General features: G+C 61.7%; 20 protein-coding genes. 9 read left to right on the top strand and 11 right to left on the bottom strand.

Going from position 1 to position 17350, the window contains the following annotated elements:
* Positions 1 to 76 precede the first annotated feature (76 nt).
* The 7 genes from AC1D3C_RS20495 to AC1D3C_RS20465 form a co-directional block, all read right to left on the bottom strand.
* The gene (locus AC1D3C_RS20495) at positions 77 to 1027 is read right to left on the bottom strand and encodes a 2-hydroxyacid dehydrogenase (RefSeq protein ID WP_477484133.1); all 951 of its coding nucleotides are present in this window, start codon (positions 1025 to 1027) and stop codon (positions 77 to 79) included.
* A 26-nt stretch (positions 1028 to 1053) separates the two neighbouring features.
* Positions 1054 to 2682 carry an ABC transporter ATP-binding protein gene (locus AC1D3C_RS20490; RefSeq protein ID WP_477484132.1) on the bottom strand — a complete coding sequence of 543 codons (1629 nt, stop codon included), beginning with the start codon at positions 2680 to 2682 and terminating at the stop codon, positions 1054 to 1056.
* Complete coding sequence (locus AC1D3C_RS20485; RefSeq protein WP_038548093.1) at positions 2679 to 3176, bottom strand: type II toxin-antitoxin system VapC family toxin; 498 nt, start codon at positions 3174 to 3176, stop codon at positions 2679 to 2681. The genes AC1D3C_RS20490 and AC1D3C_RS20485 overlap by 4 nt, the downstream gene beginning before the upstream one ends.
* A complete protein-coding gene (locus AC1D3C_RS20480) occupies positions 3176 to 3472 on the bottom strand; it encodes a hypothetical protein (protein ID WP_038548091.1) in 297 nt (98 codons plus the stop codon). Before AC1D3C_RS20480 ends, AC1D3C_RS20485 begins: the two co-directional genes overlap by 1 nt.
* A 63-nt stretch (positions 3473 to 3535) precedes the next feature.
* The gene (locus tag AC1D3C_RS20475) at positions 3536 to 4678 is read right to left on the bottom strand and encodes an ABC transporter permease (protein WP_477484131.1); all 1143 of its coding nucleotides are present in this window, start codon (positions 4676 to 4678) and stop codon (positions 3536 to 3538) included.
* Positions 4678 to 5763: a microcin C ABC transporter permease YejB gene (locus tag AC1D3C_RS20470; RefSeq protein ID WP_247036453.1), complete on the bottom strand. Its 1086-nt coding sequence runs from the start codon at positions 5761 to 5763 to the stop codon at positions 4678 to 4680. The genes AC1D3C_RS20475 and AC1D3C_RS20470 overlap by 1 nt, the downstream gene beginning before the upstream one ends.
* Positions 5764 to 5909: 146 nt before the next feature.
* Entirely contained in the window at positions 5910 to 7748 is a 1839-nt protein-coding gene (locus AC1D3C_RS20465; protein WP_477484130.1) for an extracellular solute-binding protein, read from the bottom strand.
* A 219-nt stretch (positions 7749 to 7967) separates the two neighbouring features.
* On the opposite strand from AC1D3C_RS20465, the gene mepA reads away from it, so the two are divergent.
* The 5 genes from mepA (at position 7968) to AC1D3C_RS20440 (ending at position 12168) form a co-directional block, all read left to right on the top strand.
* Positions 7968 to 9002 carry a penicillin-insensitive murein endopeptidase gene (gene mepA / locus AC1D3C_RS20460; RefSeq protein ID WP_477484129.1) on the top strand — a complete coding sequence of 345 codons (1035 nt, stop codon included), beginning with the start codon at positions 7968 to 7970 and terminating at the stop codon, positions 9000 to 9002.
* 119 nt (positions 9003 to 9121) lie between these two features.
* Positions 9122 to 9502 carry a methylglyoxal synthase gene (locus AC1D3C_RS20455; protein WP_038548075.1) on the top strand — a complete coding sequence of 127 codons (381 nt, stop codon included), beginning with the start codon at positions 9122 to 9124 and terminating at the stop codon, positions 9500 to 9502.
* 8 nt (positions 9503 to 9510) lie between these two features.
* Positions 9511 to 10533 carry a glucokinase gene (locus AC1D3C_RS20450; RefSeq protein ID WP_038548072.1) on the top strand — a complete coding sequence of 341 codons (1023 nt, stop codon included), beginning with the start codon at positions 9511 to 9513 and terminating at the stop codon, positions 10531 to 10533.
* A 155-nt stretch (positions 10534 to 10688) separates the two neighbouring features.
* On the top strand, positions 10689 to 11507 hold the full coding sequence (gene dapB / locus AC1D3C_RS20445) for a 4-hydroxy-tetrahydrodipicolinate reductase (RefSeq protein WP_477484128.1): 819 nt from the start codon (positions 10689 to 10691) through the stop codon (positions 11505 to 11507).
* A gap of 25 nt (positions 11508 to 11532) precedes the next feature.
* Positions 11533 to 12168, top strand: a complete 636-nt coding sequence (locus AC1D3C_RS20440) for a 2,3-bisphosphoglycerate-dependent phosphoglycerate mutase (RefSeq protein ID WP_477484127.1) — start codon at positions 11533 to 11535, stop codon at positions 12166 to 12168.
* 15 nt (positions 12169 to 12183) lie between these two features.
* Here the strand turns inward: AC1D3C_RS20440 and AC1D3C_RS20435 are convergent, their stop codons facing one another.
* Genes AC1D3C_RS20435 through phnF form a run of 3 tightly spaced genes read right to left on the bottom strand, consistent with a single transcriptional unit; the run spans position 12184 to position 13595 of the window.
* A complete protein-coding gene (locus AC1D3C_RS20435; RefSeq protein WP_038548062.1) occupies positions 12184 to 12513 on the bottom strand; it encodes a BrnA antitoxin family protein in 330 nt (109 codons plus the stop codon).
* Positions 12497 to 12796, bottom strand: a complete 300-nt coding sequence (locus tag AC1D3C_RS20430; protein ID WP_244447456.1) for a BrnT family toxin — start codon at positions 12794 to 12796, stop codon at positions 12497 to 12499. The genes AC1D3C_RS20435 and AC1D3C_RS20430 overlap by 17 nt, the downstream gene beginning before the upstream one ends.
* Before the next feature lie 58 nt (positions 12797 to 12854).
* Positions 12855 to 13595 (bottom strand): phosphonate metabolism transcriptional regulator PhnF, encoded by a 741-nt coding sequence (phnF, locus tag AC1D3C_RS20425; protein ID WP_477484126.1) that lies wholly within the window; start codon positions 13593 to 13595, stop codon positions 12855 to 12857.
* Between the two features lie 84 nt (positions 13596 to 13679).
* Here phnF and phnG point away from each other — a divergent pair, with 84 nt between their 5' ends.
* The 3 genes from phnG to AC1D3C_RS20410 all read left to right on the top strand — a co-directional run bounded on the left by phnG (position 13680) and on the right by AC1D3C_RS20410 (position 15991).
* Entirely contained in the window at positions 13680 to 14153 is a 474-nt protein-coding gene (gene phnG / locus AC1D3C_RS20420; protein WP_477484125.1) for a phosphonate C-P lyase system protein PhnG, read from the top strand.
* A complete protein-coding gene (gene phnH, locus AC1D3C_RS20415; protein ID WP_038548054.1) occupies positions 14153 to 14755 on the top strand; it encodes a phosphonate C-P lyase system protein PhnH in 603 nt (200 codons plus the stop codon). The genes phnG and phnH overlap by 1 nt, the downstream gene beginning before the upstream one ends.
* A 117-nt stretch (positions 14756 to 14872) precedes the next feature.
* Positions 14873 to 15991: a carbon-phosphorus lyase complex subunit gene (locus AC1D3C_RS20410; RefSeq protein WP_477484124.1), complete on the top strand. Its 1119-nt coding sequence runs from the start codon at positions 14873 to 14875 to the stop codon at positions 15989 to 15991.
* A gap of 35 nt (positions 15992 to 16026) precedes the next feature.
* On the opposite strand, the gene AC1D3C_RS20405 is transcribed toward AC1D3C_RS20410, so the two are convergent.
* Positions 16027 to 16263, bottom strand: coding sequence for a hypothetical protein (locus AC1D3C_RS20405; protein WP_477484123.1), 237 nt, complete (start codon positions 16261 to 16263; stop codon positions 16027 to 16029).
* A gap of 48 nt (positions 16264 to 16311) precedes the next feature.
* Between AC1D3C_RS20405 and AC1D3C_RS20400 the strand changes: the two genes are divergently transcribed.
* Positions 16312 to 17193, top strand: a complete 882-nt coding sequence (locus AC1D3C_RS20400) for an alpha-D-ribose 1-methylphosphonate 5-phosphate C-P-lyase PhnJ (RefSeq protein WP_247038926.1) — start codon at positions 16312 to 16314, stop codon at positions 17191 to 17193.
* Positions 17194 to 17350 lie beyond the last annotated feature (157 nt).

Here is a 17350-nt window from a genome sequence, read left to right as displayed (position 1 = left end):
CTCCTTGTTCGGCCGGGATGCCCGGCACATGCACAAGAAACAGCCAGCAGCTACGAATGTTCCGGACGGGAACGGCTCAGTAGCCCGCCCGGCGGTCCACCACGTGCCGCAAAGGTTCACCAGCCTCATAGCGTTTCATCTGGGTCTCCGCATTGCGGAACAGCGCCCGTACATCGGACGCGGAAGCCGCGTGCGGCGTGATGATGACATTGTCCATCGCCCAGAGCCGGCTATCTGCACCGAGCGGTTCTTTCTCGAACACATCCAGCGACGCGCCGCCGAGAATGCCGCTATCGAGCGCGGCAACAAGATCGCTCTCCACCTGACTGCCGCCGCGTCCGGCATTGATGAAGACCGGTTTGCCCAAGGCGCCGCCCTGGCGAAGCTTTGTAAACAGCGAAGCATTGAAGATGCCGCGCGTCTCCGGCGTCAGCGGCAGAAGACCGACCAGAATATCGGTGCGGGCAAGGAAAGCATCGAGTTCGCCGCCGTCAAAGGTCTCGACGCCCTCGATCGTCTTTTTGCTGCGCGACCAGCCAACGACATCGAAGCCCATGATCTTCAGCTTTCGGACCGAATCCAGGCCGAGCACGCCAAGGCCCATGACGCCGACGGTCAGGTCCTTCGCCTCCGGCTGCGAGAGTTCGCGCCACTGGCGTTCGCGCTGCTGCCTGAGATAGGCCGGCACCTGCCGGAGGTGGCTCAAGGCCTGCAGCACGACCCATTCGCTCATCCGGGTCGTCAGGCTCTCGTCGACGAAACGGACGATCGGGACGTCGGGCAGGCCGGGCATGGTGAGGATATAGTCAACCCCGGCGCCGCCGGAAAACAGCACCTCCAGCTTCGGTGCCCGCTGGAACAGGTCCGGGTCCGGCTTCCAGATCACCGCATAGCGCGCCTCGGAAATATCCACGCCGGGATTGGAGGCGTGCAGCACGGTGCGACCGGCAAAGGCGTTGGCGAGTGCTAAATCGATCTCGCGGCGTTCGAACTTGAGATCGACGACGACCGGATGTCTGGCGGGCATGGACGGAATGACCTTGATTGCTGTGACTATTGATTGATGGCTTCGGTCTCGACCGCTTCGAGATGGAAGGCGGCGGCCATCAGCGCGCGGGTATAATCCTGCTTCGGCGCCTGGAAAATCTGGTCGGCGGGACCTTCTTCCACCACCTTACCGAGCCGCATGACGATGACGTGGTTGGCGAGAGCCTTCACGACCTTGAGATCGTGACTGATGAAGAGATAGGCAAGATCGTGCTTCTTCTGCAGGTCGCGCAGGAGATCGACGACCTGCGCCTGAACGGTCATGTCGAGCGCCGAGGTCGGCTCGTCTAGCATCACGAACCGCGGTTTCAGCACCATGGCGCGGGCGATCGCGATGCGCTGCCGCTGGCCACCGGAAAACTCGTGCGGATAACGCCAGCGCGTTGCGGGGTCGAGGCCAACCTCGGTCAAAGCCCAGGCGACGCGCTCGTCGCGGCCATCGGGGGAAAGCGACCGCTCATGCACCTTCAGCCCCTCGGCGACGATATCGCCGACCGACATGCGGGGGCTAAGCGACCCATACGGATCCTGGAAGACGACCTGAAGACGGTCGCGGAAGGGACGCATTTCCTTGAAGGAGAACTTGTCGATGTCCGTACCGATGAAGGCGATGCGGCCCTTGGAGGAGATGAGCCTTGCCAGCGCCAGACCGAGCGTCGTCTTGCCGGAGCCGGATTCGCCGACGACGCCGAGCGTCTCGCCGGCCCGCAACTCGAGATCGACGCCATCGACTGCCTTCACATGATCGACCACCTTGCGCAGGAAACCCGCCTTGATCGGAAACCAGACACGGATGTCCTTGCCTTCCATCACCACTGGCTTCGAGGGATCGGTCGGCGGCGGCTCGCCGCGCGGTTCGGAGGCGAGCAGATGGCGCGTATAGGCGTGCTGCGGATTGGTGAAGACCTCCTCCACCGTGCCGGTCTCGACGATCTTGCCCTTGGTCATGACGCAGACTCGATCGGCGAACTTGCGGACGATGCCGAGGTCGTGGGTGATGAACAGCATGGACATGCCGTGCTCGCCCTTCAGCCCGCGCAGAAGATCGAGGATCTGCGCCTGCACGGTGACGTCGAGCGCCGTGGTCGGCTCGTCTGCTATCAGCAGTTTCGGGCGGTTGGCGAGCGCCATGGCGATCATCACGCGCTGGCGCTGGCCGCCGGACAGTTCGTGCGGATAGGCCTTCAGGCGCTTTTCCGGCTCGCGAATGCCGACCTGGTTCAGGAGTTCGAGCGTGCGGATACGCACCGCCTGGCCGTTGATTCCGTGGTGAAGCTCAAGGATCTCGCCGATCTGCCTTTCGATCGAATGAAGCGGATTGAGCGAGGTCATCGGCTCCTGGAAGATCATCGTGACATCGTTGCCGCGCACCCGCCGGAGTTCCGGCTCTGACGCTTTCAACATGTCCTTTCCGTCGAACAGGATCTCCCCAGACGGGTGGCTGGCGGACGGATAGGGCAGCAGCTTGAGGATTGAATTGGCCGTCACCGACTTGCCGGAGCCGGATTCCCCAACCAGTGCCATCACTTCGCCGGGCATGATGTCGAACGAGACCCTGTCGACGGCAATCGAGGTATCTCTGCCCTGGTGGAAGGCGACGGAGAGATCGCGGACGGAAAGGAGCGGCTCTGTCATCGGCCAAGGCTTTCGATGAGTGAGTTAAGCGTCGTTTCGTCTGGGCGAAGGACGGTTAAAGGCGAGCTACTCTTGGTGAGACCGTAGCGGAAATGCGTAATTTCATAAATGTCCTTCAGTCCCATGTCGGCGGTCAGCATGTGCGTGCAACCGGCACCGAGCGCGGTAGAGATATGGATCGAGTCCGGGAGTTTCAGCCCCAAATTTTGAGACCTTAGGACCGCAGCATACCATAACATCTGCCTAGCAACCGGGAGCACTTCGAGCCATTCATTTGTTTGAATCAGCCCCTCATATCTGTCGATAGCGCTGTCGTTTCCATCCCGGTACGGTTTAACCAATAACTCGGACAATGTCAGTTCGCTGGTAGCGAACCGTCGGGTGTGGTCGCCTATCGAAAGGAGGTTGGCCAATGCGGTGCTGATTTTGCTGTCGTTCTCAAATGCCAGAATGAAGATGTTTGTATCCAGGTAGATTTTTCCGAGCCCCAGCATCAATCATCCCATTCATCGCGTAATTCGCGTATGCGAGAGACGGCTTCTTCCACGCTGACAGACGGTCTGCCCTCGGCCTTGTATGTCCTGATGGCTTCCAGTGTATCTGCGAGGCTCATCGGCTTTCGCTCAACCATCGGGAAATCTTTGAAACCGGGATATCTCTCTACGTCGTTCCGTATCGAGACATCTTCCACCTCAACAATGATCCTGACGGTCGCGTCCGTCTCCAATCCCTCCCGCAGATCCTCGGGAAGGTTGGCGACCGGGTAATGCTCTCTGACGATCTTGTTCATGGCGTCACGCTCGCTGATATACCCGATAATCTAGCGTATCCATCATGCAATTACGACCCGCCATCACCCGAACGTCTTTCTGGGATCGAAGGCATCGCGCACTGCCTCGCCGATGAAGATCAGCAGCGACAGCATGAGGGACATGGTGAAGAAGGCGGTGAAGCCGAGCCATGGCGCCTGAAGGTTGTTCTTTCCCTGCGAAATCATCTCACCGAGAGAAGGAGAACCTGCCGGCAGGCCGAACCCGAGGAAATCGAGCGAGGTCAGCGTCGCGATCGAGCCCGACAGGATGAAGGGCAGGAAGGTCAGCGTCGCGACCATGGCGTTCGGCAGCAGGTGGCGGGACATGATCGTCCAGTTGCCGACGCCGAGCGCGCGGGCGGCGCGGACATATTCGAAATTGCGCGCCCGCAGGAACTCGGCGCGCACCACGCCGACGAAGCCGACCCAGGAGAAAAGCAGGAGGATGCCGAGCAGGACGAAGAAGCCTGGGGGCAGGATTGAGGCAATGATCAGCAGGATGTAGAGAACCGGCATGGACGACCAGATCTCGATGAACCGCTGCATCAGAAGATCGGTCCATCCGCCAAAATACCCCTGCACAGCGCCCGCCGTCACCCCGATCATCGCCGAAAAGACCGTCAGCACCAGGCCGAACAGGACGGAGATGCGGAAGCCGTAGATCATGCGGGCGGTCACGTCGCGCGCCTGGTCGTCGGTGCCGAGCCAGTTCAGGTTCCCGAAGATGCAATTCGGGTCCTGGTCCTTCTGCGGATAGGCGGCGCAGCGATCCGCTTTCTCCATCAGCCAGAAGGGTTCGGTCGGCGCCGAATGGGGAATGTTGGAGTTGACCGTCTGGTAGGAATAGCGGATCGGCGGCCAGACCATCCAGCCGTTCGCCTGGATTTCCTGCTGGATATAGTCGGAGCGATAATCGGTTGTTGCCAGGAAGCCGCCGAATTTTTCTTCCGGATAGTCGACGAGGACCGGGTAGAGGATTTCGCCCTTGTAGGAGGCGACGATCGGCCGGTCGTTGGCGATGAATTCCGCAAACAGGCTGAGCACGAAAAGGACCATGAACAGCCAGAAGGACCAATAACCGCGTTTGTTGGCGCGGAAATTGGCGAGCCGCCGGCGGTTGGTCGGCGTGATCCAGGGCCGCTTCTGCGGCGTCTGCACGGCGGTCTTTGCGGCGGTTGCCTCCATCAGACATCCCTCCGCTCGAAATCGATGCGCGGATCGATCCAGGTATAGATCAGGTCGGAAATGAGGCTGACGAACAGGCCCATCAGCGAGAAGATGTAGAGCGTGCCGAAAACGATCGGGTAATCGCGGTTGACGATCGCGAGATAACCGAGGCGCCCCAGCCCATCCAGCGAGAAGATGTTCTCGATCAGCAGCGAGCCGGTGAAGAAGGCGGAGATGAAGGCGCCGGGAAAGCCCGCTATGACGATCAGCATGGCGTTTCGAAACACGTGGCCGTAGAGCACCTGCCGCTCGTTGAGGCCCTTGGCGCGCGCCGTCGTCACATACTGTTTCTTGATCTCGTCGATGAACGAGTTCTTGGTCAGCAGAGTGGTTGTGGCGAAAGCCGAAAGCGACATGGCGATCAACGGCAATGTCAGATGCCAGAAATAGTCGATGATCTTTTCCCACCAGGAGAGTTCGGCAAAATTATCCGAAACGAGACCCCGCAGCGGGAACCAGTCGAAAAACGAACCGCCCGCGAAGAGTACGATCAGCAGAATGCCGAACAGGAAGCTCGGCACCGCGTAACCGATGATGATCGCGCCGGAGGTCCAGACATCGAAGGTCGAACCGTCCTTGACGGCCTTGCGGATGCCCAGTGGAATCGAGATCAGGTAGGAAACGATCAGGATCCAGAAACCGAGCGAGATCGACACCGGCATCTTGTCGATGATCAGGTCGAGGACCGAAGTATTGCGGAAGAAGCTCTCGCCGAAATCGAAGCGAATGTAGTTCCACATCATTTCGAGGAAGCGCGTCGCCGGCGGCTTGTCGAAACCAAACTGCTTTTCGAGCTTCTTGATGAATTCCGGATCGAGGCCCTGTGCGCCACGGTAACGGCTTTCCTCGCCTCCGCCCTGTTGCTGCAGCATGTCGCCGCCACCGCCGGAAAGCCGATCACCGCTGTCCTGACCCTGGATCTGGGCGATCACCTGTTCAACAGGCCCGCCCGGCGCGAACTGCACGACGAGGAAGGAAATCGCCATGATGCCAACGATCGTGGGTATCATCAGCAGGAGACGGCGAAGAATATAGGCGCCCATCAGAGCTCCCTGCCTGTCGTCACGGGGCTTGTTTCACCACATATCCCAATGCCGATCAAAATGGCTCTTTCCTCTTTTCCGGTGCGAATCATACGGGCTCATTTGGAACAGGTGCCGGTCGGCGGCGCAAGTCCGCGCTTATTGCGTCATTTCGCTGGGTTTTTGGCCGACCAGGTCTCGGGGAAACCGATGCTGTATTCCGGCAGTCTCTGCGGATGCGTGATGCGGTTCCAGTAGGCGATCCTCGCTTCTCCGGAATAGAACATCGGAACGACATAGTGGTTGGCGAGCAGCACCCGGTCCATCGCCTTGACGGCCGCCACCTGATCCTCCCGGTTCTGGGCAGCGGTGATCATGCTGATAAGCTGATCCACCGCCGGATCGGCGATGCCTGCATAGTTGCGTGATCCCGGCCGGCTGACGGACGCCGATCCCCAGTAGTCCGCCTGTTCGTTGCCGGGGTTCATGGTCTGGGCCCAGACACCGTACATCATGTCGTAGTCGAAGCTGCGGACTCGATTGATATATTGCGATGCGTCGACGATCCGGAGCCGAGCGTCGATGCCGATTTTCTTGAGACTTGTCACATAGGGCATCACGGTACGCTCCTGCGACTGGCTGTTCAGGAGAATTTCGAAGCTCAGGGGCTGTCCGGTCTTGGCATTGAGCATCCGGTTGCCCTTCAGCTCCCAGCCTGCCTCCTTCAGCACACTGATGGCGGTGCGCAGGTTATCACGCACCTTGTTCGGGTCGCCGCCGACGGGGTTGGTGTACGGGGTTGTGAACACTCTCGCCGGAACCTTGTCCTTCAAGCCGTTGAGGATCTCCAGTTCCTTTCCCTGCGGCAGGCCGGACGAAGCAAGCTCGGTGCCCCAGAAGAAGCTATCGACCCGCTTCAGGCCGCCATAGGCAAGGTTCTTGTTGAGATCCTCGAAATCGTAGGCGTAGTTCAGCGCCTCGCGAACCCGCGCATCCTTGAACATGTCGCGCCGCATGTTCGGCACGAAAGCCTGCATGACGCCGACGGCCTTGAACGGGTTGGTCAGGGCTTCCTTGATGACCCGCCCATCCTTCACCGCATCGAAATCGTACCGCGTGACCCAGCGGCTCGAACTGTTTTCCTGGCGGTAATCGATGTTGCCGGCCCGGAAGGCCTCGAATTCCACGTCGGCATCGGAAAAATAGGTATAGTTGATCGTCCGGAAGTTATATTGGCCGAGATTGATCGGCAGGTTCTTGCCCCAGTAGTCGTCGCGCAGTTCGTAACGAATGGTGGAGCCCGGCTGAACGGCGCCGATCTTGTAGGGGCCGGACCCCATCGGCGGCTCCAGGGTGGTGCGGGAAATGTCGCGCTGGTTGCCCTGTGCATCCTTGCCTTCCCACCAGTGCTTCGGCAGGACCGGAAAATCGCCGACGATCGAGGGTAGTTCGCGATTGTTCTTTTCGTCGAAGCGGAAGGTCACTTCGCGGTCGCCGGTCTTTTCAGCACCCGTGACGTGCCGATAGTAGCCGGAATAGAGTGCGCTATGCTCCTTCAGCTTCTCCAAGCTGAAGATCACGTCCTCCGGAGTGACCGGCTGGCCGTCCGCCCATTTCGCCTCCTGCCTCAACCGGAAGGTCACCGAAGACACATCGTCCGGATGGGACACGGCCTCGGCCAAAAGGCCGTAGGTGCCGAAAACCTCATCCTCCGACCGTTTCATGAGCGTGTCGTAGATCAGGCTGACACCCGAAGCCGCGGTACCCCGGTCGATCACGAGGTTGAGGTTGTCGAATGTGCCTTCGTCGCCGAGGCGCAGCTCGCCGGCCTTCGGCGCGTTCACATCGACATAGGGGAGCTGCTTGAAGTCTGCCGGCAGCTTCAGGTCACCGACGACAGCCATGCCATGCCGCCATTTCGGCTCCTGGGCGGTCGCCGCCGATGTCCAAAGAGACATTGCTGCGAGAGCGATCACGAAAGCTATCTTCAGGCGGGCCAAGAGCATGCGTTACCCCTTGTGAGTTTCTTTGTTGCGGTGAAGCATAGGGCAAAAGGCGGCGAAAAACAGGAGTTCCAAACTCACATCCGTTTTATCCGGCATTATGTTCCTGAAAATCGGCAAGGCGTTCGCCATCTCCATTTCACCAAAATCCTGTTTCACGGTAGTTTGGAAGCGATCAGGTGATTTGCGGCGGATGGCATGAGATCGATTTCGAGTACAATTATGCGGCTGACGACGGCTGCTTTCCTTTGCGGCACGTTCGCGGGATCGGTGGCAGCGCAGGAGGGCACACCGGCGAAACAACTTTTCGCCGGCGTCAAGCTTCCGAGCAAGGCGGAGGCGGAACCGCTTGGTTTCTATGCCAAGGGCTGCATGTCGGGCGCGGTGGCGCTGCCGACCGACGGGCCGACCTGGCAGGCGATGCGCCTTTCGCGCAACCGTCGCTGGGGCAATCCCGAACTGATCGCACTGCTCGAACGCTTCTCCGGCGACGCAGCAAGGCTCGGCTGGGGTTCCGGCATTCTCGTCGGCGACATTTCGCAGCCGCGCGGCGGCCCGATGATCAACGGCCATTCGTCGCATCAGATCGGCCTTGATGTCGACGTCTGGTTCACGCCGAAGCCCACCCAGCCGCTGACCGTGCCGCAGCGCGAAAGCTATCCCTTCACCTCCATGCTCGACAAGAGCAAGTTCCTGACCGTCGATTCCAACCGCTGGACCAGCACCCATGCCAAGCTGATCATGCAGGCCGCGAGCTATCCGCAAGTGGAGCGCGTCTTCGTCAATCCTGCCATCAAGAAGAAACTCTGCGAGACCTGGACCGGCGACCGCGACCTGCTTGGCAAGGTGCGGCCGATCTACGGCCATGATGAACACTTCCATATCCGCATCTCCTGCCCGCCGGGCTCCACCACCTGCCAGAAGCAGGCCGCAGTACCGAAGGGCGACGACTGCAGCAGCAAGGGATTTGCCTGGTGGTTCACCAAGGAGCCTTGGGCGCCGCCGCCCAAACCGGACCCGAACAAGAAACCGGTAAAACCGCGTCAGGTCATGCTCTCGGACCTGCCGAAGGCCTGTGCGGCCGTGCTTGCGGCCCCCTCGCGTTCCGAAGACGACGCGACATTCGGCGGCAGCGCCGTGGCCTACACGGCTCAGCCTGCCGCGTCGGCATCGGCAAGGACTGTCGAAGCGATCGTCAATGACCCGCCGTCCGCTTCCAGTGATATGCCGGTCCCGACGCCGCGTCCGCTGCAATAGTTTCCCGACAAGGCCGGCAATCGAAACGCCGGCCCCTTCGCGACCTTCCCAAGACCGAAGCGGCACGCTAGAACGCATCACAAATCGATTGAAAATCGTTCTGGCGAGGACACCCAATCATGTCGGCCAAGCCCTGCATCGCGTTGATCGCACACGACCAGAAGAAGAATGACATGGCGGATTTCGCCCGCCATCACCAGGCAGCACTTTCCCGATTCAACATCGTCGCCACCGGCACGACCGGCGGCCGGGTTCAAGATGCCTGCCCCGGTCTTGAAGTGACGCGGCTGAAAAGCGGCCCGCTCGGCGGCGACCAGCAGATCGGCGCGATGATCGCCACCGGCGAGGTCGACATGCTGGTGTTCTTCATCGACCCACTGAGCGCGCTTCCCCATGACGTCGACGTCAAGGCGCTGACGCGGCTGGCGACCGTCTACGACATTCCGATGGCACTCAACCGCGCCACCGCCGAAAAACTCATCGACTTTCAGAAGGACTAAGCTTCCCGATGGCCGATACCATGAAGACCGACAAACTGCCCTTTCCGATCCTGATCGGCGATATCGGCGGCACCAATGCCCGCTTCTCCATCCTCCTTGACGCCTATGCGGAACCGAAGCCGTTTCCGAACGTGCGTACTGCTGACTATGCGACGATCGACGATGCGATCCAGAAAATCGTGCTCGATTCGAGTTCCGTTCAGCCGCGCTCGGCGATCCTTGCCATCGCGGGACCGATCGACGGCGACGAGATCGATCTGACCAATTGCGATTGGGTGGTGCGGCCGAAAGACATGATCGCCCAACTCGGCTTCGAGGATGTGCTGGTCGTCAACGATTTCGAAGCCCAGGCGCTTGCCGTCGCGGCCATGCCCGACGAATACCGCGAGACGCTCGGGCCCAACAGCGAGCCGCATATGGCATCGCGCGTCGTGCTCGGCCCGGGTACCGGCCTCGGCGTTGCCGGCCTCGTCTATGCGCGGCACATGTGGTTTCCGGTTCCCGGCGAAGGCGGACATGTGGATGTCGGCCCTCGCTCTGAGAGGGATTTCGAGATCTTTCCGCATCTCAAGCGCATCGAGGGCCGTGTTTCTGCGGAAGAGGTCCTGAGCGGGCGCGGCGTCGTCAACATCTACCAGGCCGTCTGTGCGGCCGACGGCCTGCAGCCCGCGTTTTCCGATCCGGCGGATATCACGGCTCACGGTCTGAACCGTTCGAATTCCCAGGCCGTCGAAACGCTTTCGCTGTTTGCCACTTATCTCGGCCGCGTCGCCGGCGACATGGCGCTGATCTTCATGGCGCGCGGCGGCGTCTATCTCGCAGGCGGCATCTCGCAAAAGATCATTCCTGCGCTGAAGGATCCGGAGTTCCGGGCCGCGTTCGAGGATAAAGCGCCGCATACAGAGCTGATGGGCACGATCCCGACCTTCGTGGTGACCCATCCGCAGGCGGCGCTCGCCGGCCTTGCAAGCTTTGCCCGCACGCCCTCCGCCTACGGCCTTTCCATGGATGGCCGCCGCTGGCAGCGCTAGGACCGGACTGAGATCATCGCCGCGGGCGAGGCCGGTTTTCCTGAAGACGGCCTGCAAGAGATGCTTGCGCAGCGTGGAAGCGGCCTTTACGCTCGCCCCAACAAGCTGTAACCGCTCGAAAAGACCGACCGACAAAAGCAGGGACTACGCCGCACATGACCGCAAATGACATGAAACTCGTAGTGGTCGGCGCAGCGGGTCGGATGGGCCAGGCACTGATCCGGGTCATTCATGAAACCGACGGCGTGGCATTGCATGCAGCGGTCCAGCGCGAAGGTTCGCCGTTCATCGGCAAGGATGCAGGCGAGCTCGCGGGTGTCGGAACGCTTGGGGTCCCCGTGACCGCCGATCCGCTTCAGGCTTTTCTGGATGCCGAGGGCGTGCTCGATTTCACCACACCCGCGACCAGCGTCGCCTTCTCGGTCCTTGCCGCGCAGGCACGGATCGTCCATGTGATCGGCACGACCGGGTGCTCGATCGAGGACGAGGAAAAGTTCAAGGCGGCGGGCCGTCACGCGCGCGTAGTCAAATCCGGCAATATGAGCCTCGGCGTCAACCTGCTCGGCGTGCTCGTTGCGCAGGCGGCGAAGGCTTTGCCCGCCGCCGGCTGGGATATCGAAATCCTCGAAATGCATCACAAGCACAAGGTCGACGCGCCATCTGGAACGGCACTGCTGCTCGGCGAAGCGGCGGCACAAGGCCGCGGCATCGATCTCGCAAGCCAGTCCGTCAGGGTGCGTGACGGCCATACGGGCGCCCGCCCGACCGGCACGATCGGGTTTGCGACGCTGCGCGGCGGCTCGGTCGTCGGCGACCATTCGGTCGTGCTTGCCGGCGAAGGCGAACTGGTGACGCTCTCGCACAGCGCGCGCGACCGCTCGATCTTCGCGCGCGGCGCGGTTGCCGCAGCGCTCTGGGCGCGCGACAAGAAGCCCGGCCACTATTCCATGCTCGACGTGCTCGGGCTTTCCTGAAAATCTTCCCGGAGGAATTCATCCCATGAGCGGAACTCTCGTCCTTGTGCGCCACGGCCAGAGCGACTGGAATCTCAAGAACCTTTTCACAGGCTGGCGCGATCCGGATCTGACGCCGCTCGGCATCCAGGAAGCCGAGGCCGGCGGCGAAGCGCTGGCAGCAACGGGTATCAAGTTCGACATCGCCTTCACCTCGGTGCTGAAGCGCGCCCAGGACACGTTGAAGATCGTCCTCGACAAGGTCGGTCAGCCGAATCTCGAGACGATCCGCGACCAGGCGCTCAACGAGCGCGACTACGGCGATCTTTCCGGCCTCAACAAGGACGATGCCCGCGCCAAGTGGGGTGAGGAGCAGGTGCGTATCTGGCGCCGCTCCTACGACATCCCGCCGCCGGGCGGCGAAAGCCTGCGCGATACCGGCGCCCGCGTCTGGCCCTATTACATGACGGAAATCCTGCCGCGCGTGCTGCGCGGCGAAAAGGTCCTCGTCGCCGCTCATGGCAATTCGCTTCGCTCGCTGGTGATGGTGCTCGACCGGCTCAGCAAGGAAGAAATCCTCAAGCTCAACCTCGCGACCGGCGTGCCGATGGTCTACACGCTCAAGGCCGACTCGACCGTCGCTTCAAAGGACGTTCTCGGCGACATGTCCGGCGCGCACTGAGCGCGTCGGAAGCAATCAGTTCCGCTTCTGGGATTTCAGCGACGCCAGCATTTCCCGGCGAAGGATTGCATTCATGCGGGCCTGATAACCTTTGCCCTGCGACTTGAGCCAGTCCACAACATCGGCATCAACCCGGGCCGTGATCTGCTGTTTCAGGGGGCGATAAAATCGTCCCCGCCCGGCATTCTGGAGTTGTTCGTCGGTCAAGCCTGGAATGTCGCTGTAATCTATCTGCTCGTCAGGAAGCTTCGACAGGGCTGCAAGCTCAGCCCTCTGCTTTTCGGTCAGAGGCGGCAGACTATCCCTATCGACCTCGTACCTGACGATCTCAGAGCTCTTCTTCATAACGTCGTCTTTCTCTCGGATCGGCTTTTCGGGCCGAAATGATGCGGATCACCTCGTAGGCCTGGCCGTCATCCTCCTCGTCCTCGTAGACGGTGTGAGCAACGAGTAGGATGGCGAGACCATCAACAGAACCCAGTGCCTGCCAACGCTGCTCTCCACCTTCGATACGATCCTGCTCGATCAGGACGAAAGGGTCGGCGAAAACACGCGCCGCGGTCTCGAAGCTGATGCCGTGCTTCTTGACGTTCGTCGCCGCCTTTGCGCGATCCCATTCGAAACGCATCAGGTTCATTACAAAAATATAATTATAATTATGCAACTACACAAGCAAATCTCGATACTCAACTCTCGATCGTGAACTGCACCATATCGGCCGGAAAGCGGCTGACGGCGTATTGGACCGGCACGCCTTCGGTATCGGTATTGAGCGCGCGGGCGACGAGGATGATGGCTCCCGGCGATAGCTGCAGGTCGGCGAGATCCGCCCCGTCCGCATGGGTCGCGGTCACTTCCGTCGACACACGCAGATAATCCGAAAGGCCGAGCATCCGGAATGCGACCGTGATCGAGCCGCTTTTGCTGTAAGCCTCCTCGATGCCGCTGAAACGCTCGGCCGGAAACCAGGTCGTCGAGCGGGAGACCGGGCGGTGATCCGCCTTCCTCAGCGTTTCCAGCCGGATCACCGGCGTACCCTCGGGAATGCGCAGCCTGGCCGACAGATCGGTCGAGGCCGGTTCCTGTGCCGAATGAAGCAGCAGGCCTTCCTTTTCCCGCGCCTGGTCGCCGATGCCCTCGCTGAACCTTGTGCGCCGCGTGATCGGAAAATTCAGCCGTTCCTTGCGCTGGATCAACGTCCCACGCCCCTGCACCGAGCGGACGATGCCTTCCTGGGCAAGGGCGGCGAGCGCGCTTCTCACCGTATGGCGATTGACGCCGAATTGCGCAGCCAGCGTGAATTCCGGCGGCACCTTGCCGGTCGCGTCGTAATCGCCGCTGGCGATCGAGGCGCGAATGCGATCGGCGATCTGCCGCCAGAGCGCCACGCCGTTTTGCCGGTGAACGTTTGCCTGCCCCGTATCCATGTCACACGCTTGTTATATGAGGAAGTTAGTAGTATAGGTAACTTGTATGGTTGTCTATATTAATAGACATTTTGGAGCTTGGCAATGGACCTGGCGAAACAAATCGCGCCGAACGCAGAAACCAACGGACGCCGCCGTGCGGTTGGCCTGCTTGCGCGGGCGATGACAGACGAATTGCGTGCCGCCTGGGACAAGCTTCCCGCCAAACCAGAGGTCAAGCCCGTGCGCGGGCCGGAGACCGGGCTGGTGATGGTCCGCGGCCGCATCGGCGGCGGCGGGGCGCCCTTCAATCTCGGCGAGGCGACGGTGACGCGGGCGACCGTGCTGCTCGCATCCGGCACTGCCGGCCATGGGCAGGCCCTCGGCACGTCTAAGGACAATGTCCGGCTTGCAGCCATTTTCGATGCGCTCTGGCAGGAGGCCGGCACGCGCGATTTCGTGGAGACCACGTTGCTCGGCCCCATCGAGGTCCGCATCGCGGCGGAAGACAAACAAAAGGCGGAGGAGACGGCAGCGACCCGCGTCGACTTCTTCACCATGGTACGGGGGGACGACTGATGAACATCAAGACGCAAGCGCTTTCCGGTGGGTTCGGAGAGCCGGTATTCGAATCCCAAGGCGTGTTCCGTATGCTGATGGACGGCATGGCCCGTCCGGGAACGATCCGCACCGTCGGACCGGATGTCGGTCAGCCCGAGCCGCTTGGAGGAGCAGCCGGGGCGATCGCCGTGACGCTCTGCGACCATGAAACGCCCGTCTGGCTGAGCGCCGGCCTTGCCAAATCGGCCACCGGCGAATGGATCGGTTTCCACACCGGAGCGCCTATCACCCGCGAAAAGGCCGAGGCCCGCTTCGCCTTCGTTGAAGCCGGCGCGACGCTTGCCTCGTTCGGCCTGTTTTCGGCCGGCACCCAGGAATATCCGGACCGTTCGACGACGCTGGTCATCGAAGTCGCAGCACTTGGCGAAGGCCTACCGCTGACGCTGACAGGTCCCGGCATTCCGCATGCAACGACCGTCATGGTGAAGGGTCTGCCGGAAGTGTTTCCGCGGCTTTGGGCCGACAACCGGGCGCTCTTCCCGCGCGGCGTCGATGTCATCCTGACGGCCGGCAAAAGCCTGCTGTGCCTGCCGCGGACGGTAAGGATCGCAACGCAGTGAACGGATGCCTGACTTTTTAGCCTTGGGGCCGCCTGCTCGGGGCAGCCGATGGGGGCCGAACGACCAAACCCTTCCCGCGTCTTCCATGGATGCCGGTGATGGCCAGGAGAATGAACCATGTATGTTGCCGTCAAGGGTGGCGAGGCCGCCATCAACAACGCTCACCGGCTGCTGGCCGACCGGCGTCGGGGCGATCGCTCGCTTCCTTCCGTCACCATCGAGCAGATCGTCGAGCAGCTGGGCCTCGCCGTCGACCGAGTGATGGCCGAGGCTTCGCTCTACGACAGGGCGCTCGCGGCGCTTGCCGTCCGCCAGTCGCGCGGCGACATGATCGAGGCGATCTTCCTGCTGCGCGCCTATCGCACCACGCTGCCGCGCTTCGGTTCCTCCGTTCCGGTCGATACGGCCGCCATGAAGGTCGAGCGGCGCGTGTCGGCGACCTACAAGGACCTGCCGGGCGGCCAGCTTCTCGGCCCGACATTCGACTATACCCACAGGCTGCTTGACCCTTCGCTGCTCACCGACGAACCGGTCGATGAGCCGGAGCGCCGCGATACGCCGGAAGAGCACATCATGCGGGTTTCGGACATTCTCGCCCATGAAGGCCTGATCGAACCGGACGGCGAGTTTTCCGAGGACCATCAGGCCGGCGACATCACCCGCGAGCCGATGGAATTCCCGATGAGCCGCGATCTGCGCCTGCAGGCGCTCGCCCGTGGTGACGAAGGTTTCCTCTTGGCGCTCGGTTATTCCACCCAGCGCGGTTACGGCCGCAACCACCCGTTCGTCGGCGAAATCCGCATTGGCGAAGTGGAAATCGAGATCGAAGTCGCGGAGCTCGACTTTGCCGTTTCGCTCGGCCGCATCCAGGTCACCGAATGCCAGATGGTCAATCAGTTCAAGGGTTCGTCCAAGGCGCCGCCGCAGTTCACCCGCGGTTACGGCCTGGTGTTCGGCCAGAGCGAGCGCAAGGCGATGTCGATGTCGCTGGTCGACCGGGCGCTGCGCGCCGAAGAGCTCGGCGAGGACATTACCGCGCCGGCGCAGGACGAGGAATTTGTGATCTCGCATTCGGACAACGTCCAGGCGACCGGTTTCGTCGAGCATCTGAAACTGCCGCATTACGTCGACTTCCAGGCCGAGCTTGCGCTGGTGCGCAGGATGCGCTCGGACATCGAGGCGGCGCGCAATGGCGGCAATGGCGTTAAGGGCGGCCTGCAGGAGGCCGCCGAATGACCGTGATGCCGGTCCGGCCGCAATTCAGGGGCGGCTCAATCGCCTCCGCCGCCTCCCCCGTCACCACCACCGCCGCCATCGCAGGCGCCGCCCGCGCTGCCGCTGTCGCAGCTGCTTACGGAACCTCCGGCCCAGCCGCCGTCGATGCCCGCATTGGCAATCCCGGCGTCTTTCGGGGGTTTGATGACATAAAAGGGAATGATGATCCCGCAGGCGACAAAGGCCGCGAAGACGGCCACGCCCAGCAATCCGTTCGAAGTGATGGCGTCCATGACAGCCTTTCCTTCTAGTTGGTTCATGCAGTCACAGGATACTCCAAGATGACGGACCTCGCCACCTACAACTTCGCCTATCTCGACGAGCAGACGAAGCGGATGATCCGCCGCGCGATCCTGAAAGCGATCGCCATCCCCGGTTACCAGGTGCCTTTCGCCTCCCGCGAGATGCCGATGCCCTACGGCTGGGGCACCGGCGGCGTGCAGGTGACCGCCGCGATTATCGGCCCGGAAGACGTGCTGAAAGTGATCGACCAGGGCGCCGACGATACGACCAATGCGGTCTCGATCCGAGCCTTCTTCCAGAAGGTCGCCAATGTCGCCGTCACCACCCATACCAAGGACGCGACGATCATCCAGACCCGCCACCGCATTCCCGAGCACAAGCTCGCCGAGGGCCAAGTCCTCGTCTACCAGGTGCCGATCCCGGAACCCCTGCGCTTCCTCGAGCCGCGCGAGACCGAGACCCGCAAGATGCATGCGCTCGAAGAATACGGGCTCATGCATGTGAAGCTCTACGAGGACATCGCCCATAACGGCCGCATTTCGAAGACCTATGCTTATCCGGTGAAGGTCGCCGGTCGCTACGTCATGGACCCGTCGCCGACGCCAAAATTCGACAATCCGAAAATGCACCGCTCGGAGGCGCTGCAGCTGTTCGGCGCCGGCCGCGAAAAGCGCATCTACGCGGTGCCGCCCTATACGGACGTCGTGAGCCTCGACTTCGAGGATCATCCGTTCGAAATCCAGACCTTCGACAAACCCTGCGCGCTCTGCGGCGCCGAGAATGTCTATCTCGACGAAGTGGTACTCGACGACAAGGGCGGCCGCATGTTCGTCTGCTCCGACACCGACAATTGCGAGGACCGCCGCGAACACGGCCATGCCGGCGCTCTGCTGGCGCCTGCCAAGGAGGCAGCGGAATGACACTGGTTGTGGCTTACCCCCCTCTGTCCTGCCGGACATCTCCCCCTCAAGGGGGGAGATTGGATAGACACACCCGCTCGATCCCTCTTGAAGACACCGCTTATCGAACTGCCCGATCCCATTTGGGGCTGAGGCTTACCCGCTTGCCGATCTCCCC

Source organism: Neorhizobium sp. P1_A6 (assembly GCF_056406795.1).
The sequence above is the reverse complement of the archived record's forward strand: the minus strand, read 5'-3'. Positions and strand labels throughout refer to the sequence as shown.